This window comes from Pseudoxanthomonas sp. 97-1-1, from assembly GCF_057773125.1.
Map to the genome: position 1 here is coordinate 1,353,917 of NZ_JBYMTJ010000001.1, position 25,851 is coordinate 1,379,767.

Annotated in this window: 24 protein-coding genes; 5 read left to right on the plus strand and 19 right to left on the minus strand. The window is 67.4% G+C overall.

Annotation, left to right across the window (positions count from 1 at the left end; genetic code table 11):
• Window positions 1–48 precede the first annotated feature (48 nt).
• On the plus strand, window positions 49–1,452 hold the full coding sequence (locus AC3DET_RS06410; RefSeq protein ID WP_488391061.1) for a GGDEF domain-containing protein: 1,404 nt from the start codon (window positions 49–51) through the stop codon (window positions 1,450–1,452).
• Between the two features lie 11 nt (window positions 1,453–1,463).
• Here AC3DET_RS06410 and AC3DET_RS06415 read toward each other — a convergent pair whose 3' ends face one another.
• The 6 genes from AC3DET_RS06415 to AC3DET_RS06440 all read right to left on the minus strand — a co-directional run bounded on the left by AC3DET_RS06415 (window position 1,464) and on the right by AC3DET_RS06440 (window position 9,576).
• Window positions 1,464–2,186 (minus strand): hypothetical protein, encoded by a 723-nt coding sequence (locus AC3DET_RS06415; RefSeq protein WP_488391062.1) that lies wholly within the window; start codon window positions 2,184–2,186, stop codon window positions 1,464–1,466.
• Window positions 2,187–2,197: 11 nt separating this feature from the next.
• A complete protein-coding gene (locus AC3DET_RS06420; protein WP_488391063.1) occupies window positions 2,198–3,175 on the minus strand; it encodes an alpha/beta fold hydrolase in 978 nt (325 codons plus the stop codon).
• A gap of 3 nt (window positions 3,176–3,178) precedes the next feature.
• Window positions 3,179–5,092 carry a M1 family metallopeptidase gene (locus tag AC3DET_RS06425; RefSeq protein WP_488391064.1) on the minus strand — a complete coding sequence of 638 codons (1,914 nt, stop codon included), beginning with the start codon at window positions 5,090–5,092 and terminating at the stop codon, window positions 3,179–3,181.
• 118 nt (window positions 5,093–5,210) lie between these two features.
• On the minus strand, window positions 5,211–5,972 hold the full coding sequence (ubiE, locus tag AC3DET_RS06430; protein ID WP_142123235.1) for a bifunctional demethylmenaquinone methyltransferase/2-methoxy-6-polyprenyl-1,4-benzoquinol methylase UbiE: 762 nt from the start codon (window positions 5,970–5,972) through the stop codon (window positions 5,211–5,213).
• Window positions 5,973–6,055: 83 nt separating this feature from the next.
• Window positions 6,056–7,603 carry a metallopeptidase domain-containing protein gene (locus AC3DET_RS06435; RefSeq protein ID WP_446537913.1) on the minus strand — a complete coding sequence of 516 codons (1,548 nt, stop codon included), beginning with the start codon at window positions 7,601–7,603 and terminating at the stop codon, window positions 6,056–6,058.
• 350 nt (window positions 7,604–7,953) lie between these two features.
• The gene (locus tag AC3DET_RS06440; protein ID WP_488391065.1) at window positions 7,954–9,576 is read right to left on the minus strand and encodes a metallopeptidase domain-containing protein; all 1,623 of its coding nucleotides are present in this window, start codon (window positions 9,574–9,576) and stop codon (window positions 7,954–7,956) included.
• A gap of 160 nt (window positions 9,577–9,736) precedes the next feature.
• Here AC3DET_RS06440 and AC3DET_RS06445 point away from each other — a divergent pair, with 160 nt between their 5' ends.
• The gene (locus AC3DET_RS06445) at window positions 9,737–10,192 is read left to right on the plus strand and encodes a nucleoside deaminase (protein WP_488391177.1); all 456 of its coding nucleotides are present in this window, start codon (window positions 9,737–9,739) and stop codon (window positions 10,190–10,192) included.
• 18 nt (window positions 10,193–10,210) lie between these two features.
• Here the strand turns inward: AC3DET_RS06445 and AC3DET_RS06450 are convergent, their stop codons facing one another.
• From AC3DET_RS06450 to AC3DET_RS06500, 11 genes are all read right to left on the minus strand, one after another.
• Window positions 10,211–10,549 (minus strand): zinc ribbon domain-containing protein YjdM, encoded by a 339-nt coding sequence (locus tag AC3DET_RS06450; RefSeq protein ID WP_337730767.1) that lies wholly within the window; start codon window positions 10,547–10,549, stop codon window positions 10,211–10,213.
• Between the two features lie 98 nt (window positions 10,550–10,647).
• Window positions 10,648–12,033 carry an ATP-dependent protease ATPase subunit HslU gene (gene hslU / locus AC3DET_RS06455; RefSeq protein WP_192200029.1) on the minus strand — a complete coding sequence of 462 codons (1,386 nt, stop codon included), beginning with the start codon at window positions 12,031–12,033 and terminating at the stop codon, window positions 10,648–10,650.
• A gap of 68 nt (window positions 12,034–12,101) precedes the next feature.
• Window positions 12,102–12,653, minus strand: coding sequence for an ATP-dependent protease subunit HslV (hslV, locus tag AC3DET_RS06460; protein ID WP_337730769.1), 552 nt, complete (start codon window positions 12,651–12,653; stop codon window positions 12,102–12,104).
• 204 nt (window positions 12,654–12,857) lie between these two features.
• Window positions 12,858–13,775: a tyrosine recombinase XerC gene (gene xerC, locus AC3DET_RS06465; RefSeq protein ID WP_488391066.1), complete on the minus strand. Its 918-nt coding sequence runs from the start codon at window positions 13,773–13,775 to the stop codon at window positions 12,858–12,860.
• 98 nt (window positions 13,776–13,873) lie between these two features.
• Complete coding sequence (locus tag AC3DET_RS06470) at window positions 13,874–14,548, minus strand: DUF484 family protein (RefSeq protein WP_488391067.1); 675 nt, start codon at window positions 14,546–14,548, stop codon at window positions 13,874–13,876.
• Complete coding sequence (dapF, locus tag AC3DET_RS06475) at window positions 14,545–15,408, minus strand: diaminopimelate epimerase (protein WP_488391068.1); 864 nt, start codon at window positions 15,406–15,408, stop codon at window positions 14,545–14,547. Before dapF ends, AC3DET_RS06470 begins: the two co-directional genes overlap by 4 nt.
• Window positions 15,401–15,613: an LPS translocon maturation chaperone LptM gene (lptM, locus tag AC3DET_RS06480; RefSeq protein ID WP_192200024.1), complete on the minus strand. Its 213-nt coding sequence runs from the start codon at window positions 15,611–15,613 to the stop codon at window positions 15,401–15,403. The genes dapF and lptM overlap by 8 nt, the downstream gene beginning before the upstream one ends.
• Window positions 15,614–15,653: 40 nt before the next feature.
• On the minus strand, window positions 15,654–16,088 hold the full coding sequence (locus tag AC3DET_RS06485) for a YbaN family protein (protein WP_488391069.1): 435 nt from the start codon (window positions 16,086–16,088) through the stop codon (window positions 15,654–15,656).
• A 174-nt stretch (window positions 16,089–16,262) separates the two neighbouring features.
• Window positions 16,263–18,434, minus strand: a complete 2,172-nt coding sequence (locus tag AC3DET_RS06490) for a S9 family peptidase (protein WP_488391070.1) — start codon at window positions 18,432–18,434, stop codon at window positions 16,263–16,265.
• Window positions 18,435–18,591: 157 nt separating this feature from the next.
• Window positions 18,592–20,697: a prolyl oligopeptidase family serine peptidase gene (locus tag AC3DET_RS06495; RefSeq protein WP_446537922.1), complete on the minus strand. Its 2,106-nt coding sequence runs from the start codon at window positions 20,695–20,697 to the stop codon at window positions 18,592–18,594.
• A 76-nt stretch (window positions 20,698–20,773) separates the two neighbouring features.
• The gene (locus AC3DET_RS06500; protein ID WP_488391071.1) at window positions 20,774–21,091 is read right to left on the minus strand and encodes a hypothetical protein; all 318 of its coding nucleotides are present in this window, start codon (window positions 21,089–21,091) and stop codon (window positions 20,774–20,776) included.
• 147 nt (window positions 21,092–21,238) lie between these two features.
• Between AC3DET_RS06500 and AC3DET_RS06505 the strand changes: the two genes are divergently transcribed.
• Complete coding sequence (locus AC3DET_RS06505; protein WP_488391072.1) at window positions 21,239–21,817, plus strand: lipocalin family protein; 579 nt, start codon at window positions 21,239–21,241, stop codon at window positions 21,815–21,817.
• A gap of 184 nt (window positions 21,818–22,001) precedes the next feature.
• On the opposite strand, the gene AC3DET_RS06510 is transcribed toward AC3DET_RS06505, so the two are convergent.
• Window positions 22,002–22,973: a helix-turn-helix transcriptional regulator gene (locus tag AC3DET_RS06510; RefSeq protein ID WP_337730776.1), complete on the minus strand. Its 972-nt coding sequence runs from the start codon at window positions 22,971–22,973 to the stop codon at window positions 22,002–22,004.
• Between the two features lie 208 nt (window positions 22,974–23,181).
• Between AC3DET_RS06510 and AC3DET_RS06515 the strand changes: the two genes are divergently transcribed.
• Window positions 23,182–23,808, plus strand: a complete 627-nt coding sequence (locus AC3DET_RS06515) for a hypothetical protein (RefSeq protein ID WP_488391073.1) — start codon at window positions 23,182–23,184, stop codon at window positions 23,806–23,808.
• A 375-nt stretch (window positions 23,809–24,183) separates the two neighbouring features.
• A complete protein-coding gene (locus AC3DET_RS06520; RefSeq protein ID WP_192201204.1) occupies window positions 24,184–24,921 on the plus strand; it encodes a DUF481 domain-containing protein in 738 nt (245 codons plus the stop codon).
• A gap of 13 nt (window positions 24,922–24,934) precedes the next feature.
• On the opposite strand, the gene hemC is transcribed toward AC3DET_RS06520, so the two are convergent.
• Entirely contained in the window at window positions 24,935–25,840 is a 906-nt protein-coding gene (gene hemC, locus AC3DET_RS06525; RefSeq protein ID WP_488391074.1) for a hydroxymethylbilane synthase, read from the minus strand.
• Window positions 25,841–25,851 lie beyond the last annotated feature (11 nt).

Sequence of the window (25,851 nt, forward strand, 5' to 3'; positions counted from 1 at the left end):
ATGGTCGGGCAGCAACGCCAACCCATTCCACGGGATCCAAGCGATCCCGTGCCCGCCATCGCCCTGTTCCGTCGGTTGTCATGCCAGGCCCTGCTGGTCGCCGTGGTGGTCTTCCTTGCCAGCGGCCTCGGCATCCTGACCCGTCCCGAGAAGCAGCTGGCCGCGTTCTGGCTGACCAATGCATTGCTGTTGGGGCTGTTCGCGCGCCGTCCGGCGCTGGCATCACCCGCCGGCTGGGCTGCGGCGGCGCTGGGCTATGTCGCGGCGGACCTGCTCACCGGCACCTCGCTGCCCACCACCGTGCGCCTGACGGCGGCAAACCTGGCGGGCGTACTGGCCGGGTATCTCGTGTTCCGGCACATCCGCGAGGAAGACCTCCGCCTGCAGCATCCGCTGTCCATGCTGTGGGTGCTGGCGGTATCGGCAACGGCGGCGGTGGGCGCGAGCCTGGTGGGCAGCCTGACCTCCCACGCGATGATGCGGATGGGCTTCCTGACCGCCAGCGGTTTCTGGTTTTCCGCCGAACTGGTCAGCTACGTCGCCGTCCTGCCGGTCGTCCTGCTGGCTCCCGCGCCCGGGCAAGCGCTTCGCGAACTCCGCGACGGACTGGACCGCGCACGCCAGCGGCCCCTGCTGCTGATGCCGCTCGTCGCGCTGGCGCTGACAATCCTGCTGGGCGTGGCCATCGGCGGCCCCGGCGCCATCGCGTTCCCGGTGCCGGCATTGCTGTGGTGCGCGTTGGCGTATCGGCTGTTCACCACGGCGGTGATCACGGCATTGCTGTGCATGTGGACACTGATCGCGATCGCGACGGGCCTGATCGATCTGCAACTGCAGGAGACCAGCGTGCAGCCGGTCATTTCGTTGCGCATGGGCATGGCCCTGCTGGCCGTGGCACCCCTCACGGTCGCCAGCGTCAACGCGATGCGCAACCGCCTGCTCGCCACCCTCAACCACACCGCCGACCACGATGCGCTGACCAGCGCATTGAACCGTCGCGCCTTCCTGCGCCGCGGCGGCGACCTGATGGCGCACGCCCATCGGCATGGCCAACCCGTTGCCGCGATGATGCTGGACATCGACCACTTCAAGTCGGTCAACGACCGATACGGGCACGCCGCGGGCGACACCGTGCTGGTGACTTTCGCGCAACGGATGCGCTCGCACCTGCGAGAAGACGGCCTGTTCGGTCGCCTGGGGGGCGAGGAGTTCGCCGTCCTGCTGCCGGGGGTCGACGCGGTGTCGGCCATCGCCGTGGCCGAGCGCCTGCGCGAACTCGCAGGCGAACCCATGCCGCTGGACGACGGACGCGTCCTCGACATCACGGTAAGCGTCGGCGTGTCCGCGCCCTCCAGTCCTGAGAGTGCCGATGCGCTGGAACGGCTACTCAGCCAGGCCGATGTGGCGCTCTATCGCGCCAAGGCGACGGGGCGCAACCGGGTGGTGGCGTAGCGCCGTCGGCCTCAGTCCCATCCCGGCATCTGGCTGCCGTCCAGGCCGCCCGTTTCGAACACGGCCTTGTGCGTGCCGCCATCCCTCACCGTGAACTCGATCTCCAGCACCTTCGTCTTGCGCGCGAGCCGCCACAGGGCCTTCTCGTCGTCGATGAACATCGCGGTGGCTTCATCGGTATCCGGACGGTTGGCCGACATGCGCCGGGGCGCCGCGCCGTCGGCGACCACGGACACCTGGCAGCGGCTGTAGCAGGCCCGGGCGAAGTCGCTCGCCTGCAGCACCAGGTAGCTGCTGCGCTTCCAGGTGGGATGGTCGCGGAACACCAGTTGCACCGGCTTGGCCCCGCTGCCGTCCACATCCACGGGCTCCTTGCTCAGCAGCGCGGCCGAACGCTGCGTGCCGCCGTCGGTGCCGACCTGCGAGTAATCCCACAGGGCTTCCATCCGGCGCTGCTCGCGCGCGGCTTCAGCCTTTCCCTTCACGTCATCCAGGCCCGGGCCGATGCGGGCAGCCGCCTCGCTCTGCGGATATTGGTCGAGCAGCGCCACGCCGTGGATGCGCGCCATGTCCCAGTCGCTGGAGGCTACGGCGCTGTCGTATTTCTTCGCCAGTTCGGCCGCCTGCTGCTCGACGGCGGCGGCCTGCGCTGCGGCGGCGGCGGCGCGTTCGGCTTCGCGATCGCCGCAGGCCGAGACGGCCAGGCAGGCGATCGCCAGCAGGAGGGACTTCATTGCGTGCTTCTTCATCGGGGTACGCCTCGCTGGATCAACAGGGCGACTGCGGCCGCCACCTCGTCGGGTTTTTCCATGATGGACATGTGGCCGCAACCATCGAGTGAAACCTGCATGGCCTGCGGCATCTTCGCGGCATACAGCGCCATCGCGCTGGGATCGATCACGCGGTCCTGCCGGCACCACAGCAGCAGCGCCGGCTGGCGGATCGCCGCAGCCGCTTCGCCGGGCAGGAAACGTTCGTCGCTGCGGCCGATCCGGTCCAGCACCTGCTGCTCGAATGGCGCCTGCGCGATACGCCAGTCGATCACCGCCCGCGATGCCGGCCACGGGATGGACGGCTGCACGCCGCGATCGTGGAAGACGGTATCAAGGTAGCGCTGCAGCGACGCGGCATCGTGGACGGCGAACGGATTCTGCCCGGCCAGCACCTCGATGCCGAAGCGGTTGTCGGCGAACCGCACGCCCGCCGCATCGATGAGGCCCACGCGCGCGACGAGTTCCGGATGCCGGGCCGACGTGATCGCCACGATGCCGCCGCCCATCGAATGGCCGAGCAGCACGATCGGGCTGCCATCGCGCCGGACCTGCGCCAGGAACGCCGACAGCCTCCCGGCCTGCGCGGAGAATCCGTAGTCGGCCCCGGCGACACGCTGGCTCTCGCCCCAGCCCGGCAGGTCGGGGATGACGAGCCGGTACCGGCCGCGCAGCCGCGCCGCGAGCGGATACCAGTTCTCCTTGCTGCCGGTGAAGCCATGCACCATGACCACCGTCGGGGCATCGTCCGACGCCGCTTCGCGCTCGTCGTAAGCCCAGCGGTGGTCGCCGATGACGATGCGTTTCTCGGACAGCCCGACCCACGCTCCCTGCAGGGCCATGACGGCACGCAGCGGCGCCATCGGGTCCCGCCATACCCACGCCACCAGTGCACAGACAAGAACGGCCGCCCCCAGGGCGACCGTCCGTGCGCGGGTCAGGCGGAGCGGCATGCCTTACGGGCCCGCCGGTGCCTTCGCCAGCGTCGCCTCGACCGAACCCGTCGTGATCGGGTGATAGCCCGGCCTGGCGCGCGCGAAGCTCTCGCGTGCGAAGGCCAGGCCGTCCGGTGTCTTCGCCAGTTCTTCGTAGATCGGCATGATCAGCTTGCGGCGACCGACGCGCTCGATGAACCTGGCGATCTCCGGACGCGCACCCACGTAGCCGCTGCGGATCGTCAGCGGATACCAGCGCATCGCGATCTCGCCATTGGCGGTACCCGTGAAGTGATACGCGTCGTCGAGCTGCTTGAGCTGCTCCACGGTCAGCTTGTCGCCCATGCCCTCGATGAAGTGCACCCACTGCTGGGTGATCCAGGTGCCGGTGACCTGCGGGTTCGGCAACTGGCCGCTTCCCTGCCAGGCGATGCGTGCGGTGTCGGTGCTGGAGAAGCCGCGCGACTGCACCTGCGGAGCGCGCGCCGGGATGCCCGGCGCATAGATCCATTCCTGGATCTCGGCATCGCTGACCAGGTTCGGATGCTTGTCGAACAGGTTCTTCTTCGCGTAGTCCAGGAACTGCTCGGTGGTGATGCTCTGGAAAGCGAAGTGATCGAAGTAGCCGCGCAGGAAGGCGTCGAACTCCTGCCGGCCGAAACGCTCCTCCAGCATCTGCAGGAACCAGGCGCCCTTGTCGTAGGACACGGCGCTGAGCGCGTCGTCGGCATCCAGCTTCGTGCCCGGCTTCACTGCCAGCGCCTGGGTGGCCTCCGGCATCGTGCCGATTTCCTTCTTCAGGCCGTTGCGCGCGATCGCGTATTCCATGCTGGCCTGTTCCTTGCCATACAGGGATTCGACGATGCGGTTCTCGACGTAACTGGTGAAGCCCTCGTTCAACCAGCCGTGTTTGGCGCTGGAGAAGGTCACCAGGTTGCCCGACCAGCTGTGCGCCAGTTCGTGGGCGATCAGCGAGACCAGCGTCTTGTCGCCGACGATCACGGTGGGCGTGATGAAGCTCAGGCGCGGGTTCTCCATGCCGCCGTAGGGAAACGACGGCGGCAGCACCAGCATGTCGTAGCGGTCCCAACGGTAGGGGCCGTACAGCTGCTCGGTGGTGGCGATCATCTTTTCGGTGTCTTCGAACTCCTTCGTGGCCTTGTCGACCATCGCCGGTTCGGCCCATACGCCGCTACGGGCGGAGATCGGCTTGAAGACCAGGTCGCCCGCGGCGATCGCCATCAGGTACGACGGGATCTTCTGCGGCATCTTGAAGGTGTAGTCGCCGTCGCGCACGGCGGCCGGATCGTTGTCGGCGCTCATCAGCACCATCACGTCCGGACGCGAGGTCACGTGCGCGCTGTAGGTGTAGCGCACCTGCGGCGTGTCCTGCAGCGGCACCCAGCTGCGCGCGTGGATCTGCTGCGACTGGCTGAACATGAAGGGCAGCTGCTTGCCTTCGGTCATTTCCGGTGTCAGCCACTGCAGGCCGGAGGCCTCCGGCGAACTCGTGTAGGTGACCCTGACCTTGGTGTTGCGCGCGGGCGTCTCGATGGTCAGCTTGCTGCCCAGCACCGGATCCTTCGTGGCCAGTGCGTACTGCAGCGGCGCCCAGGCGTTGTCGGCTTCGCCCTCGACCTTCGTGATGGTCAGGTCGCGCGTGTCCAGCACCAGTTGGGTGGCGGCCTTGTCCTTCCAGTCCAGGGTGTAGGTGGCGGTGCCTCCGATCGTCTTGGTGTCGAAGTCGACCGCGATGTCCAGCGCCAGGTCGGCGATGGCAACCTTCTGCGGTTCGGCATAGGAATGCTCGTCGCGGTCGACGGCCTTCTCGATGGCGGGCTTGGGCGTGGCGGCCACGGGGGCGGATTCGGGTTCCTTGGAACAACCGGCCACCAGCACGGCGGCGCAGGACAACAGCAAAGCCAGTGAACGCATCAGGGGACTTCCAGCGATCGGGGGAAGCGGGCAGTTTACCGCGCCACCTTCCTGATCGACCCGTTTCCGTTGCAGAAGTGCCCCGTGGGCGCTCCTGCGGGGTCCTGCACAGCGTGGGTCAGACCTTGTAACCGGTATGGATGGCCACGATGCCGGCGGAGAGGTTCTTGTAGCTCGTCCGCGCGAAGCCCGCAGCATCCATCATGCCCTGCAGTTCGGCCTGCGGCGGATGTTTGCGGATACTCTCGGCCAGGTACTGGTAGCTGTCCGCGTCCTGCGCGAACAGTTTCCCCAGTTTCGGCAACACCTTGAACGAGTGGAAGTCGTACACGGGCTTGAACCAGTCCACCGTGACTTCGGAAAACTCCAGCACGCGCGCCTGGCCACCGACCTTCAGCACGCGGTGCATGTCGCGCAGCGCGGCGTCCTTGTCGGTGACGTTGCGCAGGCCGAAGGCAATGGTCACCAGGTCGAAGCTGGCATCGGGAAACGGCAGCGCCTCGGCGTTGCACTGCACGTACTCCAGGCCCTGGACCAGGCCGCGGTCGGTCATGCGGTCGCGGCCCACCGACAACATGCCGGCATTGATATCGCCCAGCACGATCTGCCCGGTGTCGCCCACGCGGTCCTTCAGCAATGCGGCGATGTCGCCCGTGCCGCCCGCGAGGTCCAGCACGCGGTCGCCGCGCTTCACCTGGCAGGTGCCCACGAAGTAGCGCTTCCACACCCGATGGATGCCGAGGCTCATCAGGTCGTTCATCAGGTCGTAGTTGCCGGCGACCGACGTGAAGACCTCGCCCACCAGCTTCTGCTTGTCCTTGGCGGCGACATCGCGGAAGCCGAAATGGGTGGTGCCGCGTTCGTAGGGGGATTCGCTCATCACCGGATTATCGCACTACCGGCCGGGCCAGCCCACGCCCAGGGCATCCACCCCGTATCCAAGGGCGACCCCGGCCTGAGTGCTCAACGCTCCATCAGCGCACACACGGCCTGGAGGCGCAGCGCCCTGGGCAGGACGTCGCAGCCGCGCCTGCGGGCCCTGCCGGCCGCGACGGCCACCGGCGTCACGCGTGGTGGCTGGCTGACCGGCGGCGACGAAGAAGCCGCGACCGTGGCCGGCCTCACGAGCACGGGCGCCGGCGAGCTCATCGAGCGCGGTCGTGGCCCGACGCGCACCACGAAGCCATTCGCCGTCGCCGACACCACCTCGACCCAATGCAGATCGTCGGGCGTGTTCCAGCGACCGCCCACCTTCAGCATCGAGCCTTCATTGCTCGACAGGGTGGCGGCGGGAACATCACGGTCGACGCTGTAGGCGATGCCGTAATCCTCCAGCTTGTGGATGATCACCGCGTCACCGGCCAGCTTGGCCTCGTAGGTCCCGGTGCGCCGCCGCGCTTCCAGCGTGTAGATCACGGTCTTGTACGGATCCGGTTGCGACGGCATGGCCAGCACGACCAGTTGCGCATTGGTCGTCTGCACCAGACTGGCGGCATCCAGCACGAACTCCTGCGTCTCGCGGTTGTCGGCGGCGATGGTGCGCTTGCGCGACGCCGGCAACCAGCCCAGCCGCTCGCGCTGGTACATGTTGATGTGCTTGGGCAGCAGGCCATAGGTCGTATCGCTGGTGGCGTTGCGCCAGGCATCGCTCATCAGGTCCCACGGATTGTCGTAGGTGTCGCTGTCACCGTCGGAATTGTCGGAATGCGGCAACCCGTAGCCATGCCCCATCTCATGGGCGAGCGGAGCGAGGTTGATGAACGACCAGGGCGGACTCCATGTCACCCGCGTGCAGGTGTATACGCCGTCGAGCGTCGCGCAGGCGCCGCCACCCCATGCATTGCCATCCAGTTCTCCGTTGAACATCAGATTGACGCCCTGGATGTTCCTGAAGTCCACCTCGGCATCCGCCGCCGCCGCACAGTCGGCGAAAAGCGTGGACAGCTGGGCCTTCTGCTTGCCGTTGGTGGTGGTCAGGTACGCGGCTCGCGGTTGCGGCAAGGTGTACCAGCCGTGCGCGGTGCTTCCCGCAAGGTTGACCTGGCCGTAGGACACCTCCGACCAGTAGTGGCCCAGCTGGCCCGGCGCGTTGCCGTACTGCTCCTGGAAATACGCGCGTGGCTTCTGCTCGCTTTCGATGTCGGCGAACTTGCACATCAGCGTCACCCAGCGCGTCGCGCCGAGCACGGGCGCCGCGGCCATCACGCGCCCATCCGCGCCTACCGATGTCGCCCGTTGCGGAACCCGTCCGGTGGGCACGATGGTGTCGATCACGGAGCGTGCAGACGAGGACGACATCACCTTCGTGGCCGGTGCCTGGTACGACACCGCGACATGGCGGTTCGCCAGCGCATACAGGTCGCCGGCCGCGCGCCGGGATTGCACGACATCCAGCGGCATGCGCTGGCCAGGACCGGTTTCCAGCCATACGTCCAGCTGCGGCGCTGCCTGCACCCGGCCAGGCAGCGCGCGCGGAGGGTCCGCCCACTGCAGTTGCAGGATGCCTTGCACGACGGTTTCCGCCCGCAGCGGAAAGGCCGGAAGAGTGCCTGCCAATGCCAATACACATCCGGTGATGAGCGCCCGAACGCTCATCTGCCGTGCATCGGCCGATCGGTGTTTGAACACGCGCGACCCCGCTCACGATCGGCGGGCCGACATGACACCGCCATGGGGGGTGTCGGCTGGCTTGCGCGAGTCTTGAGCCGGTTTCGCGGCGAATGCGCCCATTCGCGACACGGATGTTCCGAACTGCGATGCAGTGCAGGAATCGAACGCGAACCTCATCGTGTTCGCGGACAACGCCGCGCACTGGCGCCGCGTCAGGGAATGCCGGAGCGTGTCGGGAGATCCCCTACGGCTCAGCGCTCGCGCAGTGTGCACACCGCCGCGCGCGAGTTTCCCGTACGCGCGGAACTGCAACGGGCAGGTGGCATCGCGCGCACGCCATTGCCGCTCACCGGCGCGACGACCGGGGATGACGCGGATGAGGACGTCACGGGCGTCGTCCTCACCAGTGCGGGCAGCGGACTGCTCATGACGCGCGGCGGACCGATCGTCAACACGAAGCCGGTCGCCGTCTGCGCCTTGACGGTGACCACATGCGACCCTTCGGGCGTAACCCAGCGCTCGCCCACCTTGAACATGGAGCCTTCGTTGTTCGCGCGATTGGCCGCCGGCACGTCGGCATCGACGCTGTATGCGGTACCCGAGCGCTCGACCCTGTGGATGATCACGGCGTCGCCGGCGAGTGCATTCTCGTAGGCACCCTGACGCCTGCGCGCCTCCAGCGTGTAGACGATGGTCGCGTACGGATCCGCCTGCGGCGACAGTGACAGCACCAGCATCTGCACATCGCCGGACGTTGGCAGGTGGGCATAGTCCAGCGCGATGTCGCGCGTGGCCAGGTCGCCCAGCGCGATCACCCGCTGGCGCGCCGTGTCCACCCAGTTCAACCGGTGCCGCTGGAACATGTTGATGTGCTTGGGGCGCGTGCCGTACGTGGCGTCGCCCACTGCATTGGCCCAGCCATCGCTCATCACGTCCCACGGATTGTCGTAGGTGTCGTCGTCACCGTCGGAGTTGTCCGAATGCGGCAAGCCGTAACCGTGGCCCATCTCGTGCGCGAGTGGCGCAAGGTTGCTGAAGGACCAGGGCGGATTCCACGTCACGCGCGTGCAGAAGTTGGTCCTGCCTTCCAGCGGCGCGCAGCTCCCGCCACCCCAGGCATAGCCATCCAGATTGCCGTTGAACATCATGTTCACGCCCTGCACGCTGTTGAAATCCACCGTCGCGTCCGCCGCCGCACCGCAATCGGCGAACAGCTTCCTGAGATCGGCCTTGTCCTTGCCGTTCTCCTGCGTGACGTAATGGCTGCGGGGCTGCGGCAGTGTGAACCAGCCGTACGCACTGCTGCCCGTCAGGTCGATCTTGTTGTAGGACACCTCGCGCCAGTAGTGGCCTAGCTGCCCGACCGCCTCGCCGTACTGGGAATCGAAGAACGCCTTGTTCTTCTGCTCGGCATCGATGTCGCTGAACTTGCACATCAGCGTGACCCAGCGCGTGTTGCCACCCACGGGCGCTGCGGCCATCACGCGCGCGTTGGCGGGATGCACGGGCGCCGATTGCGTGACCCGATCCGCCGGCACGATGGCCTGGATGGCCGGCGCCGACGACATCACGCGCCCCTGTGCCGCGAACGCCACCGCTACGCGGCGATTGGCCAGCACATACAGATCGCCTGCTGCCAGGCGTGCCTGCGCCGCGTCAAGCACGATGCGGCTGCCATCGTCCTTCACCAGATGCGCGTTGAAGCGGGGCTGCAGGCGTGCCTGTCCGGGGGCCGGCCGCGCGGGATCGCCCCACTCCAGTTGCAGCAGCCCCTGTTCGATGGTCTGCGCGCGGACATCACCCATCCCGGCAAGACCCAGCATCGCCAGCACGATGATCGTCCACCTGCGACCCTTCGCCGCTCGCGTCTCCATGTCCACTCCCCCACTCCATCGTCATGCGGATGCGCGCCGCGCGCGCGTGAGGCGTTGTAGTGCGCACGCATCATGCGCGCCGTGAGTGGCATCACATTCGGGGATGTGTGATGCTGGATTCTTGAGCAGCGTCACGCTGCATGCCGACGACGACCCCTTCATGAGCCACGTGCCCGACTACCGCGCCCTCCTCGAAACCGCCATCGCCGAAGCGCGCCAGGGCTTGGCCGAAGGTGGCATTCCGATCGGGGCCGCGCTGTACCACGACGACGGTCGACTGCTGGGCTGCGGCCACAACCGCCGCGTGCAGGAAGGCGATCCTTCCGTGCACGGCGAGACCGATGCCTTCCGCAAGGCTGGTCGCCAGCGGCGCTACCAGGACACCATCATGGTCACCACGCTCGCACCCTGCTGGTACTGCAGCGGACTGGTGCGCCAGTTCAACATCGGCACCGTGGTGGTGGGCGAATCGGTGAATTTCCAGGGCGGCATCGACTGGCTCCGCGAAGCCGGCGTCAATGTCATCGATCTGCAGAACCGGGAATGCATCGACCTGCTGGGCGACTACATCCGCGCCAATCCCGAGGTGTGGAACGAGGATATCGGCGAGGACTGAAGCCTGCGCGGCGCAGGATCAGGCCTTGCGCACGAACTCCGACTTGAGCTTCATCGCGCCGATGCCGTCGATCTTGCAGTCGATGTCGTGGTCGCCATCGACCAGGCGGATGTTCTTGACCTTGGTGCCCACCTTCACCACCAGCGAAGAACCCTTGACCTTCAGGTCCTTGATGACGGTGACGGTGTCGCCATCCTGCAGCGGGTTGCCGTTGGCATCCTTGATGACGCGCGCGTCATCGTCTGCGAGGGCTGTGCCGGCGGACCATTCATGGCCGCATTCCGGGCAGGCCAGCTGCACGCCATCCTCGTAGGTGTACTCGGATCGGCATTGCGGGCAGGGCGGCAGCGTGCTCATGGGAAGGACGACATCGTTCGGACGGAGCAGGATTGTAACCGACGGCCCGGACTCCCCTCCCGTAAACGAAGAACCCGCCTTGCGGCGGGTTCGTGGCGTCAGAGGATGTAGCGGCTCAGGTCGGGATCCTGCACCAGCTCGCCGAGGTGCGCATCGACATACGCTCGGTCGATGGTGACGCTCTGGCCATCGCGATCAGGCGCCTCGTAGCTCAACGTGTCCAGCAGGCGCTCCAGTACGGTATGCAGGCGCCGCGCACCGATGTTTTCCTGGCGTTCGTTGACCAGCGCGGCGATCTCGGCAAGACGGTCGATGGCATCGTCGCTGAAGCGCAGCGCCACGCCTTCGGTCTTCATCAGCTCGACATATTGCTTGCTCAACGCGGCCTTGGGCTCGGTGAGGATGCGGATGAAATCTTCCTTGCTCAGGGCCGAGAGCTCGACGCGGATCGGGAAGCGACCCTGCAGTTCCGGGATCAGGTCGCTGGGCTTGGCCAGATGGAACGCGCCCGAGGCGATGAACAGGATGTGGTCGGTCTTCACCGTGCCGTATTTGGTCGACACGTTGCTGCCTTCCACCAGCGGCAGCAGGTCGCGCTGGACACCCTCGCGGCTGACGTCGCCGCCGCTCATGTTGCCGCCGCGCTTGGCGACCTTGTCGATCTCGTCGATGAAGACGATGCCGTGCTGCTCGCAGGCCTCGATGGCGGCGGCGCGGATGTCGTCCTCGTTGACCAGCTTGGCGGCCTCTTCCTCGACCAGCTGCGGGCGCGCGGCCTTGATCGTCACCGTGCGCTTGTGGGTCTTGTTGCCGCCCAGGTTGGAGAACATCTGCCGGAGCTGCTGGCCCATCTCCTCCATGCCGGGGGGCGTCATGATGTCGACACCGACATTGGCGGCCAGCTCCAGCTCGATCTCGCGTTCGTCCAGGTCGCCGTTGCGCAACTGCCGGCGCAGCTTCTGCCGGGTTTCGGATTCCTTCGACGACGGCTCCGCGCCGATGTCGACCGTGGTGGTGTTCGCACCGAAGCCGAACCCGCCGCCGGCGCCTTCGCGTCGCGGCAGCAGCGCATCCAGGATGCGGTCCTCGGCGCGGTCCTCGGCCTGGGTACGCATGCGCGCCTTGGCCTGTTCGCGGTACATCTTCACCGCCGTGTCGGCCAGGTCGCGGACGATCTGCTCGACATCCTTGCCCACGTAGCCGACCTCGGTGAAGCGCGTGGCCTCGACCTTCACGAACGGCGCGTTGGCCAGCGTGGCCAGGCGGCGCGCGATCTCGGTCTTGCCTACGCCGGTCGGGCCGATCAGCAGGATGTTCTTCGGCATCACCTCGTTGCGCAGGCCGGCATCCAGCTGCATGCGGCGCCAGCGGTTGCGCAGCGCGATGGCGACCGCGCGCTTGGCGGCGTGCTGGCCGACGATGTGGCGGTCGAGTTCCTGCACGATCTCGCGCGGGGTCATGGTGGAGGACGTGTTTTCGGTCATGGCGATGATTCTGTAGGAGGGGCTTCAGCCCCGGCCGCGATGGCCGGGGCACGCGGATGGCGGGAGCGTCAGAGCTCTTCGACCACTACGTTGCGGTTGGTATAGATGCAGATGTCGCCGGCGATGTTCAGCGCTTCAACGGCGATGGACTTCGCGTCCAGTTCGGTGTGCGCGAGCAACGCGCGGGCGGCGGACAGCGCGTACGACCCGCCAGACCCGATGGCGATGATGCCGTCCTCCGGCTCGATCACGTCGCCGGTGCCGCTGATGATCAGCGACGTCTCCTTGTCGGCGACGGCGAGCAACGCTTCGAGCTTGCCCAGGCGGCGCTCGGTGCGCCAGTCCTTCGCCAATTCCACGGCGGCACGCGTCAGCTGCCCGTGCTTTTCCAGCTTGGCCTCGAACAGCTCGAACAGCGTGAAGGCATCGGCGGCGGCGCCCGCAAAACCGGCCAGCACCTGGCCGTCGCGGCCGAGCCGGCGCACCTTGCGCGCATTGCCTTTCATCACGGTGTGGCCCAGCGTCACCTGCCCGTCGCCGGCGACGGCGACGTGGCCATTGCGACGTACGCAAAGGATGGTGGTGGCGTGGAAGACGTTCGGGTTCTGGCTGGGGTCCATGGAGGCCTCCGGGGTGTTCCCCCAGAGGTGGGGACGCCGGTCCCCGGTTCAAGCATGACCTTCGACTTGATTGATCTCCTGCGGGAGCGACGTGAGTTGCGACCGCACGGCCCGGACCATCACGGACCCGTCTCTGCAGCCACCATCGGACAACGCGCCGGGAGGTGCCTGCTGCGTCGCGACTCACGTCGCTCCCACAGGGGATCAGCGCTTGCGCTTCGCCCTGGGATGCGCCGCGTCGTACACCTTGGCCAGGTGCTGGAAATCGAGATGCGTGTAGATCTGCGTGGTGGCGATGTCGGCATGCCCCAGCAGTTCCTGCACGCCACGCAGGTCGCCGGACGATTCCAGGATGTGGCTGGCGAAGCTGTGCCGCAGCATGTGCGGGTGCACGTGCTTGAACAGGCCCTGCCGCTGCGCCAGCTGCTTGATGCGGATCTGCACGGCGCGCTGCGAGATCGGCCCCTCCCCTCGCCCCGGGAACACGAACGCCTCGTTGCCCACCGTCCGTTCCTGCCGCCACTCGGCGAGCGCGTTGCGTGCATGCGATCCCACGGGCACCTTGCGTTCCTTGTTGCCCTTGCCCAACACCGTGACCATGCCACCCACCATGTCGAGGTCGCGCCAGCGCAGCGCGCACAGTTCGCTCAGGCGCAGGCCAGAGGAGTAGAACAGTTCGAGCAACGCGCGGTCACGCCTGCCCAGCGGCGCATCGGTGGCCACTTCCACCAGCCTGACGGCCTCGTCCGCATCAAGCACCTGCGGCAGTTTGCGTGGCGCCTTGGGTGCGCGCAGCGCGGCTGCGGGGCTGGCCGCGATGCGGCCATGCTTGAGGAGCCATTGGTAATAACTGCGGCAGGCCGACAGGCGCCGCTGCAGGCTCTTCGGTGACAGTCCACGACGATGCTCGGCCGCGACGAAGCCACGCAGGAACTCCGCCTGCACCTCCGCAAGATCGAGCATGCCCTGTGCGTGCGCCCACTCCGTCAGCGCGGCGAGATCACGGCGATACGCATCCAGCGTATGCGCGGAGACGCGGCGCTCGACTTCGAGATGGGCCAGGAAGTCGGTGACGGACATGGTCCTTCCCTCCCCGTCATTCCGGCGAAAGCCGGAATCCATGTTGCCTGTGTGTTTGCTTCAGGCAGCCCGCCGCAAGAGCAGGAACGGAATGGATTCCGGCTTTCGCCGGAACGACGGCATGAGGCGATCGCCTCGCCTCAGCCATCGAACCGCTTCAATGCCGTCACCAGCGTCTCGCCCATCATGCGCAGGAACAGGGTGCCCATGCCGGGATAGAAGCGGTTGCCGTCACGGCTGCCCACGGCCACCAGGCCGATGCCGGGCAGCGGCAGCAACGCCGACGAGGCGACTTCCTCGGCGCGCGCGCCGTACAGCAGCACGTGTTTCTCGGGCTGCAGGCGGCCGCAGATCGGCTCGCCATCGCGCAGGCAGTCGCGGAACGGGGACATGTGCGGATTGTCGGCCGGCACGATCTGCAACCAGTCGTTCTCCACCAGGCCATCGACGGGCTGCAGCAGCACGATGCTGACGCGGTCGCCGTTGAAATCCTCGGCCAGCGAGGCCGCCATCGCCCGCAGCGTGTCAGCCGCCGTGCCCTGCTTCATGAGGGTGAGGGCAAGCTGATGGGTACGCACGGCCAGGCGCTCGTTTTCCTGTGCGTTGGCGAACAGGTCGCCGAGGCGCTTGGACAATTCGCGGTTCTTGTCGCGCAGCACGTCCAACTGGTAGCTGGCCAGCGACGCGGTGGGGCCTTCATCGCGCGGCACCACCAGGCTCAGCGCCAGGTCGGGGAACTGTTTCAGGAAAGTGGGGTGCCGTCGCAGCCATGCTGCGATCTCGTGGGCGCCCAGCTTCTCTTGCGTGTCGCTCATGCTTTCCATTCCCCTTCGAATACGAATGCCGCCGGCCCGGACATGATGACCGGCGCGTCGTCGGACGGCCAGCGGATGCGCAGCTCGCCACCGGGCAATGCGATGGCCACGTCACGATCCACGCGCCCGCGCCGGATCAGGACCGCCGCCGCCGCGCAGGCGCCGCTGCCGCAGGCCAGGGTTTCGCCGACGCCGCGCTCGTATACGCGCAGGCGCACGCGGTCGCGCGCGACCACTTCGGCGAAACCGACGTTGACCGACTCCGGGAAGTGGCGCGAGCGCTGCAGCAACGGGCCGTAATGCTTCACGGGCGCGGCATCGACGGATGGGACTTCGATGACCGCGTGCGGATTGCCCATCGACACTGCACCGAACCGCAGGCGGAGTCCTTCGTCCACGTCGGCGTCGTACTCCGGCTGGACATGGTCGAAGCCGTGCAGCGGAATGTCCGCCGGCACGAATTCCGGCACGCCCATCGCGATCGCGTAGCGGTCGTCGCCGATGCGCTCCACCGCGTGCGTGGCCAGCGGACTGTCCACGTTGAAGGTGTCGCCACGCGCCGCGCCGTCGCGGACCAGCCAGGCGGCGACGCAACGGGCGCCGTTCCCGCATTGCTGCGAGGGCGAACCGTCGGAGTTCCAGATGCGATACGCGGCCACCGCACCTGCGCTGCGCGGCGGTTCGACGGTCAGGATCTGGTCGCATCCCACGCCGACATGGCGATCCGCCAGCTGCGCCGCCAGCCGGGCATCCGGTGGCGGCGCGCCATCACGCAGGTCCAGCACAACGAAGTCGTTGCCGGCGCCGTGCATCTTGGTGAAGCGCATCGGCGTGGACCGTGCGTGGAGGGGCTCAGCCATTCCCGTCGGTGGCCGGCACCGTGGCCGGATCGATGGGCGGCTCGGCAGGCAAGGTGTCCGTGGCCGGCGTTTCAGGCGACGCGGCGGGGGCCACGGGGGCTTCCTCGACGGGCTTCTCCGGCAGGAACAGCGGGCCCTTGGCTCCGCAGGCGGACAGGGCCGCCATCAGGGCGGCAGCGGCGAAAAGACGGGCGTTCCGGTTCATGCCGCGAGTATAGCCACAGGCCGATGAATGCGCCGCGCCTTCACCGCGTGCGCGGGGGTTCCGGTCGCATCCACAGCCACGCCGCGACCGTCGCCATGCAGGCGACCGGCAGGGCGACCATCCACCATCGATGCGAGCCGATCCACAGCATCAGTGCGAGCAGGATCGCCGCACTGGCCAGCATGGTCCAGGTGGCCATCCACTTCGCGCGTCGCGATACGGCACGGTGCAGATGCCAGTCATGGATCATCGGGCCGAAGCGCGGATGCGTCATCAGGCGGCGATGCAGCCGCTCCGAGCCGCGCGACGCCGCGTACGCGGCGATCAGCACGAACACCGTGGTCGGCAACCCCGGCACGAACACACCGAGGATGCCCAGGCCCAGGCTGGCATACGCCAGCAGCCACCACGCCCAGCGGAAGCGCGCGGGACGCCGGGCAGCGGGCTCGGGCAGCGAAGGAGACTTGTCTTCCACGGCGCCCTTGTACCCCAAATCCACCACCGGGCGCGAACACGCCCGGCGCGGCGGGAAACGCGGCGCGCCATCGACGCTTTCCGGCCCTGGAACATGGGCAGCGCCGGGGATGCGCCATGGTCCGCAACGAAAAGAGCCGGGTCTCCCCGGCTCTTTTCCTGCGCGTGCTGTCGCTTACTTCGAGGCGACGCCGAGCTGGTCCAGCATGAAGGCGAACATCTCGGCGCGTTCGCGGTACTGGCGGAAGCGGCCCGACTTGCCGCCATGGCCGGCTTCCATGTTGGTGCGGAACACCACCGGGTCCGTGCCGGTGTTCAGGTCACGCAGGCGGGCCACGTACTTGGCCGGCTCCCAGTACTGCACCTGCGAGTCCCACAGGCCGGTGCCGACGAACATCGCGGGATAGGCCTTCGCCTGCAGGTTGTCGTAGGGCGAGTACGTGAGGATGTAGTCGTAGTAGCCCTTCTCTTCCGGGTTGCCCCACTCGTCGTATTCGTTGGTGGTCAGCGGGATGCTGGGGTCCAGCATCGTGGTCGCCACGTCGACGAACGGCACCAGCGTCAGGATGACCTTGTACTTCTCCGGCGCCATGTTCGACACCGCGCCCATCAGCAGGCCACCGGCACTGCCGCCCATCGCCGCCACACGGTCCTTGGCTGCATAGCCTTCCTTGACCAGGTAGTCGGTGACGTCGATGAAGTCGGTGAACGTGTTGACCTTGTTGTACAGCTTGCCGTCGTCGTACCACCGGCGGCCCATTTCCTGTCCGCCGCGGATGTGCGCAAGCGCATAGACCACGCCACGGTCCAGCAGGCTGACATTGGTGATGCTGAAGTTGGGGTCCATCGACGCACCGTAGCTGCCGTAGGCGTACTGCAGCATCGGCGCCTTGCCGTCGCGGGCAACGTCCTTGCGGTACACCAGCGTCACCGGGATCTTCGTCTTGCCGTCACGCGCCGGCGCCCACACGCGCTCGGTGACGTACTTCGAGGCGTCGTAGCCAGGCACGGGCTGCTGCTTCAGCTGCCGGCGTTCGCCGGTCTTCGTGTTGATCTCGTAGGTCGTGGCCGGCGTGGTCATCGAGGTGTAGCTGTAGCGCAGCCAGTCGGTGCCGGTCTCGGGATTGGCGGACAGGCCCATCGAATACGCCGGCTCGTCGGCCTTGACGTAGTCGCTGCTGCCGTCGGCCTTGATCACGCGCAGGCTTTCCAGTGCGTTGGCGCGTTCGGCCACCACGCTGAAGCCGTCGAACAGTTCGAAGCCCTCGATGAAGACGTCATCGCGGTGTGCGATCCAGTCCTTCCAGTCCTTGCGGGAGACCGAATCGGTCGGCGCGGTGACCAGCTTGAAGTTGGTGGCGCCATTGGCGTTCGTGCGGATCACCCAGCGGTCGCCGAGGTGGTCGGCCTGGTACTCGACATCGCGCTCGCGCGGCGCCAGCACGGTGAACACGCCCGGGCTGGCAGCCGGCGTGCAGCGCATCTCCGAGGAGACGGTGCTCTCCACACTGATACAGATGAACTTGTCGTCGCGGCTGCGGCCGATGCCCATGTAGAAGCTGTCGTCCTCTTCCTCGTAGACGAGCTTGTCCTGCGCGGCAGGCGTGCCCAGTACGTGCGACTTCACGCGCTTGCTGAGCAGGGTCTCCGGATCCTTGTCGACGTAGAACAGGGTGCGGCCATCGTCGGACCAGACCAGGTTGGGCTCGGCGTTGGTGATCGTGTCAGGCAGGATCTCGCCGGTTTCGAGGTTCTTGAAGCGGATGGTGTACTGGCGGCGGCCATTGGTGTCGTCGGCATAGGCCAGCAGGCGGTTGTCCTGGCTGACCTCGTAGTCGCCGACGTTGTAGTAGTCCTTGCCTTCGCCCAGCGCATTCACGTCCAGCAGCACCTGCTCGCCGGCGAAGTCCCCTGCGGCGTTGGCCGCCTGGATGGATACTGCATCCAGGCCCGGACCGTCCTTGCGGCGCGCATGCACCGGGTAGTCCTTGCCGGTCACGAAGCGGGCGTAATACCACCAGCCACGCTCGCGATACGGCACGCTGGCGTCATCCTGCTTGATGCGGGCGACGACCTCGTCGTAGAGCTTGTCTTCCAGCGGCTTCAACGGCGCCATCACCGAGTCGGTGTAGGCGTTCTCGGCGTTGAGGTACGCCAGCATTTCCTTGTTCTCGCGCTTGTCGTCGCGCAACCAGTAGTACTCGTCGTTGCGTTCGGCGCCATGCGGCGCCTTCACCACGTGCGGCTTCTTCGCCACGTCGGGCGGAGTGGCGGTGGCGGCGAGGGTGGAGGTGATCGGGGTGCTCATCAGGACAGTGGCGGCCAGCAGCAGGGAAGTCGGTTTCATGGATGGGGTCCGGGGATGCGGGATGCAATGGGAAGCGGTCTGCCCCCTCCTCCGCTTGCGGGGGAGGGTTGGGGTGGGAGCAAGCTCGTTGACTTACCGCGCCAAGAGCCCCCCATCCCCGCCTTCCCCCGCAAGCGGAGGAAGGGGCTGTGTACCGTTACTTGGCCAGCTGCTGCCAGAGGAAGGTGTAGGCCAGCGCGCTCATGTGCGCGGCCTGGGCGTTGTTCGCCGCACCGCCGTGGCCACCTTCGATGTTCTCGTAGTAGCGCACGTCCTTGCCCGCTTCCAGCATCCTGGCGGCCATCTTGCGGGCGTGGCCCGGGTGGACGCGGTCGTCGCGGGTGGAGGTCATGAACAGGGTCGGCGGATAGTCCTTCTTCGCGTCGAACAGGTGGTACGGCGAGAAGGTCTGGATGAATTCCCAGTCGGCGGTGTCGGGGTTGCCGTACTCGGCCATCCACGAGGCGCCCGCCAGCAGGTGGCTGTAGCGCTTCATGTCCAGCAGCGGCACCTGCACGACGACCGCGCCGAACAGTTCGGGATACTGCGTCAGCATGTTGCCGGTCAGCAGGCCACCGTTGCTGCCGCCCTGGATGCCCAGGTGCTTCGGCGAGGTGATCTTGCGGGCGATCAGGTCCTGCGCGACCGCAGCGAAGTCCTCGTACGCCTTGTGGCGGTTGGCCTTCAACGCGGCCTGGTGCCAGCGCGGACCGTACTCGCCGCCGCCACGGATGTTGGCGACGGCATAGACGCCGCCCTTCTCCAGCCAGCCCTTGCCGACGCCGCCGGAATAGCCGGGGGTCAGCGAGATCTCGAAGCCGCCGTAGCCGTACAGCAGGGTCGGCGTGCTGCCGTCGTACTTCAGGCCTTCAGGGCGCACAAGGAAGTACGGCACCCTGGTGCCATCCTTCGACGTGGCGAAGTGCTGTTCGATGACCTTGCCTTCCGCATTGAAGAAGGCCGGCATCGACTTGAGCTGCTCCGGCTGCTTGCCGATCTCGGCCAGCGACAGCGTGGTCGGGGTCAGATAATCGGTGGCCGTCAGCCACACCGCGTCGCTGTCGTCGCTGTCCACATCGTTGACGCCGATCGTGCCGAAGGACGGCGCGCCGACGAAGGCGCTGGTCTTCCAGCCCGAAGCCGACGGCGTGAGCACGCTCAGGCGGTTCTTCACGTCCTCCAGCACGTTGAGCACCAGGTGGTTCTTCGTCCACGTGAAGCCGGCCAGCGAGGTCTTGTCGGTCGGCGCGAACAGCACGTCGAAGTCGCGCTTGCCGGCCATGAAGTCATCGAACTTCGCGGCCAGCAGGCTGCCCGCGGCATGGGTCTTGCCGCCGACGGTCCACGGCTCGCGCAGTTCCAGCGTCAGCCATTCCTTGTGCACGCCCTTGTTGGCGGAATTGGGTGCATCGATCTTGGCCAGCGTGCCGTCGGCGCGACGCAGGTAGAGCTCGTCGTTGTAGAAGGCGATGGTGCGGCTGACGAAATCGCGCTGGAAGCCCGGCGTGTCGTCATGGTAGGCCGCGATGTACATGTCCTCCGCGGTGCCTTCGTACACGACGGCGGCCGATGCGAGCGGCGTGCCCCGCTTCCATTCCTTCACGATGCGCGGGTAACCCGAGCTGGTCAGGCTGCCGGCGCCGAAGTCGCTGTAGACGTAGACGGTGTCTGCGTCCTTCCAGCCCAGCGCACCCTTGGCCTCGGGGCGGTAGAAGCCGTCGGTCAGGAACTTCTTGTTGACCAGATCGAACTCGCGGGTCTCGTCGGCATCGGCACCGCCGCGCGACAGCGCGACCAGGCAGCGCGCGTAGTCCGGCTTGCGGCAGTCGGCACCGTGCCAGACCCAGTTCTTGCCTTCGGCCTTGTTCAACGCATCCAGGTCCAGCACGGTTTCCCACTGTGGCTGGGCCTTGCGGTACTCGGCCAGCGTGGTGCGGCGCCAGACGCCGCGCTCGTGCTGCTTGTCCTTCCAGAAGTTGTAGTAGTACTCGCCGATCTTCTGCACGCCCGGGATCTTGGCGTCGGAATCGAGGATGGCGCGGATATCCGATTCCAGCTGCTTGAAGGCCGGGGTCGAGGCGATCTCGGCCTCGGCCCTGGCGTTCACACCCCTCACCCAGTCCAGCTGCTTCTGCCCTTCGACGTCCTCCAGCCAGGCATACGGATCGTTCGTCACGTCAGCCTCCTTGGCATGGGCAGGGGCTGACAGCGCGCCAGCGACAGCGAGGCCTGCGGCCAGGCAGGCATGGGTGAGTCTGGGCATCGGGTGCGGCTCCGGAGGTGCGTTTCATGAACATGGCACGCTAGCACAAGGCCCGGAGGGCACCCCCTGCCGAAGGTCAGGCCGCCCGGGGCAGAGCGTTGCCCCTGTCGCGGATGCGGCGCGCCTGCGGGCTGCGACGACGGCGCGCCGTCCGATGCGCCCTGGCCCCACGGACCGGAAGCCGGAACCGGTGCAGGGCCCACCAGGCCACGGCAGGCATCCCGACCAGCCACAGGGGCAGCCAGCCCAACCAGTCGGTGCTGGCGCGGGCCAGCGGCAGCAGCAACACCAGCGCAACGCCCGACAGCACCACGCGGCGCAGGACACGATCCAGATGGACATCGGGGCGGTCATGGCGGACCGCTTGCGAAACCTGAAGCGAGGACATGGACATGGCGGAGGATTCCCTTGTGTGATGTCAGTACGACGTCACATTCACGCAGTGGCATCTCACGGGTTGCGACATCACCGGTTAACATCTCCGTCGCATCCTGATGACTAGCGTGTCCGTATGACAGGGAGAAGGGAGTCCCACATGCCCATGGCGTTGCCAATCCGCGTGGTCCGCATTGCACTGCTCGCGCTGCTGCTGGCACTGGCGGGCGGCTGTGCCAGCCGCGGCCCGGCGCGCGCGGCACCCGACGCGGTGGACCTGCCCCGCTTCATGGGCACCTGGCATGTCGTCGCGCACATCCCCTACTTCGCCGAGCGCGGGCACGTGGCGGCGCGCTACGAGTACACGCTGCGCGACACCGACAAGGTCGGCGTGGCGTACCACTACCGCGAAGGCTTCAGCGAGCCCGAGCAACTGCGCGAGGCACGCGCGTCGGTCAAGGGGGAGTTCGGCAACCGCGAATGGACGCTGTGGTTCGTCGGCGTGGTGCCCGCCAAGTGGCGCATCGTCGAAGTGGCGCCCGACTACTCATGGGCACTGGCGGATTACCCCGGCCGCGACATGGGCTGGATCATGGCCCGCGATCCGCTCATGGACGACGTGCGCTACGAGGAACTGGTGAAGAAGGCGCGCGACCACGGTATCAACGCCCGCCAGCTGGTCCGCGTGCCCCAGGCGCCGGCGCAGGTGGGGAAGCCGGGCTTCGGCGAGCCGAAGGAGCCGTAGAGAGGTCCGCTGCAGGAATCCCTGCGCGCGACGTCAGTCGCGATGGAAATCAGAGGGGCCGGGCGTGTCGCCTCGTGCGGGCAATCAAAGCTCCCTCGCCCACCCCTGCTTGCCCGGGATCCGGGACCCGTCCTCCACCGTCGCGACTCACGTCGCTCCCATAACCCTGCGCCCCGCCGCGAAACTACTTCTTCCCGTAGTTCGACAGCGCCAGTTCCAGCAGCGTTTTGGCCTGCTCGCGCAGCACGGCGGGCTCGACGATCTCCGCATCCGCGCCGTAATGCAGGATGTCCATCAACAGCTCGCGCGAGACGCTGTAGGGAATCTTCAGTTCGTAACGGCCGTCCGGCAGGTGGCGGCCCTGCTGCTTGGAATGCCACTGCTCGTCGGCGACCCAGCGTGCGGCCTTGGCGCTGAAGAGGATGGTGGCCCAGCCCTTCGGTTCGCCCGAGAAGATGCCGTAGCTCGACGCCAGATGCTGGTTCAGCTCCTCGTTCGGCAGGTCGCGTGCCGGCTCGTCGCCCAGTCGCGCGTTGCCGATGCGATCCACCGCGAAGCTGCGCAGCGCGTTGCGTTCGTGGTCCCACGCATCGAGATACCAGTTGTCGCGGTAGTGGGTGATGCGCTGCGGCGATACCGCGCGTCGCGTGCGCTCGTCGGTGGAACGCGCGCGATATTCGAACTGCAGTTGCTTGCGCTCGAGTACGGCCGACGCCACGGTGCGGAAGCTGGCTTCATCCAGCGTGCGACCGCGGTGCGGGATCACCCGCACGCGATCCACGGGCCAGTGGTCCACGCCCGCATGGTCGGCCAGCAGGCCTTCGATGCGCTTCTGCAGCGGCGCCAGTGCCCCGGAGAGCACGCCACCGCCTGTGCGGACCAGCAACTGCTGCGCGGCGAGCAACGCATACAGTTCTTCCGAACTCAGCCACAACCCCGGCAGTTCGAAACGATCGCTCTCGGCCGCGTGGTAGCGGAAGCCCGCTTCGCCATCACCTTCGATCGGCGCCATCAGCGCATCGCGCAGGTAGGCGAGGTCGCGGTAGACGGTGGCGCGCGAACACCCCAACTCCTCCTGCAGCCGCTTCACCGTGACCGGATAGCGCGCCGCCTTCAGGATGCGGTGCAGGGCGGTGATGCGTTCGATCTTGTCCATGGGCAGCGTGGCAGCGGGGGGCGTGGCCGGATTATCGCCGACGGTTGGCCGTTTTCGTCGCCTGCCTGCCGTTGGAAGAGACACAGGGGACAAGCGCCGACGGCGCCTTGGGCCCGTGCGGTGCCTGGTGCCGTGGCGTGTCTTCGCCACCGCGACGCCCTCAACGCACGGACCCAAGGCGCCGCCTCTTCCCGGGAGCATGCCGACCATGTCGCCGCGCGCCGTCCTGCCCCTGCTGTTCGCACTGGCCGCCTGCCAGCCCTCCCCGAACGGCGATACCGGAGCGCCCGCCGCCGCCCCGCCCACACCGCCCGTCGTCCCCGCGCGCGACGCCGTACGGGACGTGAAGGCGTCGATGCAGCGGTTCCTGGCCGCCCGCCGCTTCCACGCACGGATGCAGGTGGAGGGCGCCCGGCCGATGACCGGCGAGATGGACTACGTGGCGCCGGACCGCTACAGGATCGCGTTGCCCGGCGGCACGCAGACAGTGATCGGGAATGTGCTGTACATGCAGGTGAACGGCCGACGCACGCAGGTGCCACTGCCTCCGGAGACGCTCGCCCCGTGGCGCGACCCGCTCGCATTCCAGCAGGCCGGGCAGGGTTTGTCCGCCGAACACGTCGGCGACGACACCATCGCCGGCCACCCTGCCCGGCGTTACCGCGTACGCCACGACGCCCCGGAAGCGGTGGCGTTCGACTACTGGATCGGTCCCGGCGGTCTGCCGCTGCAACTGCGCCACAGCGGTCGCGACGACGAGGGTCGCGCCTACACGGTGCTGTTGACGTATTCACGCTACGACGACCCGGCGATCAGCATCGACGCGCCGCCTTGAGTGGAGGCGGAGGGTCACGACGGGAAGATGACGCGTCCCGGCGCAGGAATGCTGGCGACCGTGACACGCATCCTGAATCGAGCGCGTCTCCGTGGCAGAATGCATGTCGCAAACCTGAATCGGAACAAGCACTTGGGTTGTGGCGCCGTCGGCTCACATCTACCATGTAACCGCTTACATTCCCTCTCCATTTCCTCGAGACCCGCCATGTCACGCCCGACGCCTCCCTCCTTGCTGGCACTCGTCCTGATCGCCGGCAACGTTGCGCCTGCCCTGGCTGGCGAGGTGGTGCTGCCGCGTAACGAGAAGGGGGAAGCCATCCATGCAGGCAAGGGGTTCGGCAAGCAGGGCAGTGCGGCGCTGCCGGTCATCGCCATGGCGGTGCGCCCCATTCCCGAAGCGCCACCTGAGCCGGCACCGCCGACGCCCACGCTCACCGGTGGCGGTGAACTGGGCATCGCCGCCACCAGCGGCAACAGCAACACCGAGAGTTTCAACGGACGGTTGGACCTGACCTATACCGACGGCGGCGCATGGCGCCACAGCGCCAGCCTGTTCGGCCTGCACTCACGCTCCGAATACACCCGGACCCAGGACGACGGCAGCGTCATCCGCGACAGCCGCACCACGGCCAACCGCTACACGGTCAACGCCAACAGCGCCTACCTGATGGACGAACGCGGCACGCTCAACACCGCCGTGCGCCACGAAGAAGACGACTTCGGCACCTACAGCCGGCAGCAGTCCGTCAGCCTCAGCTACGGCAACCGCGTCCTCGAGGGGCAACGCGGCCACCTCGACCTGCAGGTCGGTCCCGGTTATCGCCGCGCGTACGACACGCTCGATGACCGCACCGAAGCCGGCTTCATCGGCCGTGGCCTGATCGACCTGCGCTACGCGCTGAGCGAGAACACCGAGATCGTCAACAAGCTGCTGGTGGAATCCGGCGAATACAACACCTTCGCGCAGAACGACCTGGGCGTCTCGGTCACGATGAACTCGCACCTCGCGCTGAAGGCGGGTTGGCAGGCGCGACACAACAGCGATGTCGCACCCGACATCAAGAAGACGGACACCCTGACCACGATGAACGTGGTCTACCGCTTCAAGTAACCGCGCGCGCCGCTCAGGCGAGGAGCGCGCCCGCGCCCTGCGCCAGCAGTTGGGCCGCGACGCGTTGCCCCAGCGCCTCGGGATCGCCGGCCGGGCCGGTATCTTCCGCGCGGATCACCTGCCCCTCCGCCGAACCCACCAGTCCCGACAGCGACAGCGCATCGCCCGTGCGCTGCGCAAACGCAGCCACCGGAACATGGCAGCTGCCGTGCAGTGCCCGGTTCATGGCACGCTCCGCCTCCACGCAAACGCGCGTCGCGGCATCGTCCAGCGCCGCGAACAGCGCATGCGTGACGGGATCTTCCGCCCGGCACTCCACCGCGATGGCCCCCTGCGCGGGCGCCGGCAGCCAGCGCGGCGCATCCAGCCGCACGCGGATGCGCGAAGCGAACCCCAGGCGTTGCAACCCGGCGCACGCCAGCACGATCGCGTCGTAGTCGCCGGCATCCAGCTTGGCCAGTCGCGTATTGACGTTGCCGCGCAGGTCCAGCAGCTGCAGGTCCGGGCGCAATGCGCGCAGCTGCGCCTGCCGGCGCAGCGACGACGTTCCCACGCGGGCGCCATGGGGCAGCGCGGCGATGCCGTCGTAGTGATGGGAGATGAAGGCGTCGGCCGGATCCGCGCGCGGCAGGATGGCGGGCAGCGCGAAGGGACCTTCGAGCTCCATCGGCACATCCTTCAGCGAATGCACGGCGCAGTCCGCCTCGCCGCGCAGCATGGCCAGCTCCAGTTCCTTCAGGAACAGGCCCTTGCCCCCGATGGCGGCCAGCGAGCGGTCCAGCACCTCGTCGCCACGCGTGCTCATCGGCACCAGCTCGACCGCCAGCCCGGGATGGGCGGCGCGCAGCCGGTCGGCGACGTGTTCGCTCTGCCAGAGGGCGAGCGGGCTCTTGCGGGTGGCGATGCGCAGCAGGGTCATGCGGGCATTAT

What these genes read in the sequence shown, in the direction of transcription:
- AC3DET_RS06490 (WP_488391070.1), bottom strand. Translation starts at nt 18,434, where the DNA reads ATGAAACCGACTTCCCTGCTGCTGGCCGCCACTGTCCTGATGAGCACC.
- AC3DET_RS06500 (WP_488391071.1), bottom strand. Translation starts at nt 21,091, where the DNA reads ATGTCCATGTCCTCGCTTCAGGTTTCGCAAGCGGTCCGCCATGACCGC.
- AC3DET_RS06445 (WP_488391177.1), top strand. Translation starts at nt 9,737, where the DNA reads ATGAGCCACGTGCCCGACTACCGCGCCCTCCTCGAAACCGCCATCGCC.
- hemC (WP_488391074.1), bottom strand. Translation starts at nt 25,840, where the DNA reads ATGACCCTGCTGCGCATCGCCACCCGCAAGAGCCCGCTCGCCCTCTGG.
- hslU (WP_192200029.1), bottom strand. Translation starts at nt 12,033, where the DNA reads ATGACCGAAAACACGTCCTCCACCATGACCCCGCGCGAGATCGTGCAG.
- AC3DET_RS06505 (WP_488391072.1), top strand. Translation starts at nt 21,239, where the DNA reads ATGGCGTTGCCAATCCGCGTGGTCCGCATTGCACTGCTCGCGCTGCTG.
- AC3DET_RS06415 (WP_488391062.1), bottom strand. Translation starts at nt 2,186, where the DNA reads ATGAAGTCCCTCCTGCTGGCGATCGCCTGCCTGGCCGTCTCGGCCTGC.
- AC3DET_RS06520 (WP_192201204.1), top strand. Translation starts at nt 24,184, where the DNA reads ATGGCGGTGCGCCCCATTCCCGAAGCGCCACCTGAGCCGGCACCGCCG.
- AC3DET_RS06450 (WP_337730767.1), bottom strand. Translation starts at nt 10,549, where the DNA reads ATGAGCACGCTGCCGCCCTGCCCGCAATGCCGATCCGAGTACACCTAC.
- hslV (WP_337730769.1), bottom strand. Translation starts at nt 12,653, where the DNA reads ATGGACCCCAGCCAGAACCCGAACGTCTTCCACGCCACCACCATCCTT.
- AC3DET_RS06420 (WP_488391063.1), bottom strand. Translation starts at nt 3,175, where the DNA reads ATGCCGCTCCGCCTGACCCGCGCACGGACGGTCGCCCTGGGGGCGGCC.
- AC3DET_RS06510 (WP_337730776.1), bottom strand. Translation starts at nt 22,973, where the DNA reads ATGGACAAGATCGAACGCATCACCGCCCTGCACCGCATCCTGAAGGCG.
- dapF (WP_488391068.1), bottom strand. Translation starts at nt 15,408, where the DNA reads ATGGCTGAGCCCCTCCACGCACGGTCCACGCCGATGCGCTTCACCAAG.
- AC3DET_RS06425 (WP_488391064.1), bottom strand. Translation starts at nt 5,092, where the DNA reads ATGCGTTCACTGGCTTTGCTGTTGTCCTGCGCCGCCGTGCTGGTGGCC.
- xerC (WP_488391066.1), bottom strand. Translation starts at nt 13,775, where the DNA reads ATGGATTCCGGCTTTCGCCGGAATGACGGGGAGGGAAGGACCATGTCC.
- AC3DET_RS06495 (WP_446537922.1), bottom strand. Translation starts at nt 20,697, where the DNA reads ATGCCCAGACTCACCCATGCCTGCCTGGCCGCAGGCCTCGCTGTCGCT.
- AC3DET_RS06515 (WP_488391073.1), top strand. Translation starts at nt 23,182, where the DNA reads ATGTCGCCGCGCGCCGTCCTGCCCCTGCTGTTCGCACTGGCCGCCTGC.
- AC3DET_RS06470 (WP_488391067.1), bottom strand. Translation starts at nt 14,548, where the DNA reads ATGAGCGACACGCAAGAGAAGCTGGGCGCCCACGAGATCGCAGCATGG.
- ubiE (WP_142123235.1), bottom strand. Translation starts at nt 5,972, where the DNA reads ATGAGCGAATCCCCCTACGAACGCGGCACCACCCATTTCGGCTTCCGC.
- AC3DET_RS06440 (WP_488391065.1), bottom strand. Translation starts at nt 9,576, where the DNA reads ATGGAGACGCGAGCGGCGAAGGGTCGCAGGTGGACGATCATCGTGCTG.
- lptM (WP_192200024.1), bottom strand. Translation starts at nt 15,613, where the DNA reads ATGAACCGGAACGCCCGTCTTTTCGCCGCTGCCGCCCTGATGGCGGCC.